Consider the following 1,791-nt stretch of genomic DNA (forward strand, 5'->3'; position numbering starts at 1 on the left):
TGTGGATCTCGTCGATGAACAGGATGATGTCGCCGCGGGTGCGCACCTCCTTGAGCACCTTCTTCAGGCGTTCCTCGAAGTCACCGCGGTAGCGGGAGCCGGCCACCAGGGAGCCCATGTCCAGGGAGTACAGCTGCTTGTCGCGCAGGGTCTCGGGCACGTCCCCGTGGACGATCGCCTGGCTGAGTCCCTCGACGACGGCGGTCTTACCGACGCCGGGCTCGCCGATCAGGACGGGGTTGTTCTTGGTGCGCCGGGAGAGGATCTGCATGACGCGTTCCATCTCCTTGTGGCGGCCGATGACCGGGTCCAGCTTGCCCTCGCGGGCGGCGGCGGTGAGGTTACGGCCGAACTGGTCCAGGATGGCCGAGCCCGACGGCGTGCCCTCCTTGTTGGAGCCGCCGGCGGTGACGGTCTCCTTGCCCTCATAACCGGAGAGCATCTGCATGACGGTCTGGCGGACGGTGGAAAGGTCGGCACCGAGCTTGGTCAGCACCTGGGCGGCCACGCCCTCACCCTCACGCAGCAGGCCGAGCAGGATGTGCTCGGTGCCGATGTAGTTGTGGCCCAGCTGCAGCGCCTCGCGCAGGGACAGCTCGAGCACCTTCTTGGCGCGCGGCGTGAAGGGGATGTGGCCGGAGGGGGCGGACTGCCCCTCACCGATGATCTCGATTACCTCGGCGCGCGCGGCGTCCAGGGAGATGTCCATAGACTCCAGCGCCTTGGCGGCGACCCCCTCGCCTTCGTGGATGAGGCCCAGAAGGAGGTGTTCGGTGCCGATGTAGTTGTGGTTGAGCGCGCGGGCCTCGTCCTGGGCCAGGACGACGACGCGGCGGGCGCGGTCGGTAAAGCGTTCGAACATCGCTGATAGCTCCTCGGCACGTGCGGTCGGTGATGACGTTGCCCGGGTCCGGAATGAGTACCGGAGGGGAACGCGGGGCACGCGCTGATAAGGCTAACGGCGTTGGGGCCTCACCAATGCCTGTGTTCGCAGTGGGCGTGAGCAGGGTTGAGTCGGGCCGACTCAGGAATACGGGCACCCCGCCATATGCCGACGTCGCCACACCGGGCGCTTCAGGCGTCCAGTGCCGCCTGGAAGGCCCGCAGCAGCCGCTCGGAGAAGAGCACGAAGCGCACCAGTTCCAGCCCGCCCGGCTGCGCCGCGGCGGCGTCGACGACGTCGGTGCCACACACCTCGACGCCGCTGGCGGTATCCGCCCGGGCCGCCAGGGCGCGGGCCTCGGCCACCGCGGCCCGGGCGACGGCATCGACGTCCCAGCCGTACACGCCCGCGGAGATCGCCGGCACTGCCACGCTGCGGCAGCCGAGTTCCTGCGCCAGCTCCAGGCTGGAGCGGAAGGCGGCACGCAGCAGGGCGGGGTCGGTCTGGCCGGCGTGCCGGTTGGGGCCGACGGTGTGGATGACCCAGCAGGCGGGCAGGTCGAAGCCGGGCGTGACCACGGCCTCACCCACCGGCAGCCCATCCGGCAGTTCGGCGGCGCGCAGCTCGCGACAGGCCTGGAGCAGGCGCGGCCCGGCGGCACGGTGGATGGCGCCATCGACCCCACCGCCCCCGAGCAGCCCGGAGTTGGCCGCGTTGACAACGGCATCCACCTCCTGGGTGGTGATGTCCCCGCGTACTGCCTCGATCCGCACCATGGATCCCATTGTGGCAGAACCGCGAATATGTCACGCGTCACAGCATCACATGAAGCAGATCGGACATACCTACACTAAGGGTGTTATTCGTGTGGTTTTACCATCGGGTTCGGTAGAGTTCGAGTTTGGTGG

Annotated in this window: 2 protein-coding genes; both read right to left on the reverse strand. The window is 68.6% G+C overall.

Annotated elements, in window-relative coordinates; genetic code table 11:
- The coding region (locus Q4A20_RS15060; protein WP_303124209.1) for a Clp protease N-terminal domain-containing protein at positions 1-862 on the reverse strand (862 nt) is incomplete at its 3' end.
- A gap of 212 nt (positions 863-1,074) precedes the next feature.
- Positions 1,075-1,656 carry an O-acetyl-ADP-ribose deacetylase gene (locus Q4A20_RS15065; RefSeq protein WP_303124211.1) on the reverse strand — a complete coding sequence of 194 codons (582 nt, stop codon included), beginning with the start codon at positions 1,654-1,656 and terminating at the stop codon, positions 1,075-1,077.
- Positions 1,657-1,791 lie beyond the last annotated feature (135 nt).

Source organism: Actinomyces sp. (assembly GCF_030530635.1).
Classification (GTDB): domain Bacteria; phylum Actinomycetota; class Actinomycetes; order Actinomycetales; family Actinomycetaceae; genus Actinomyces.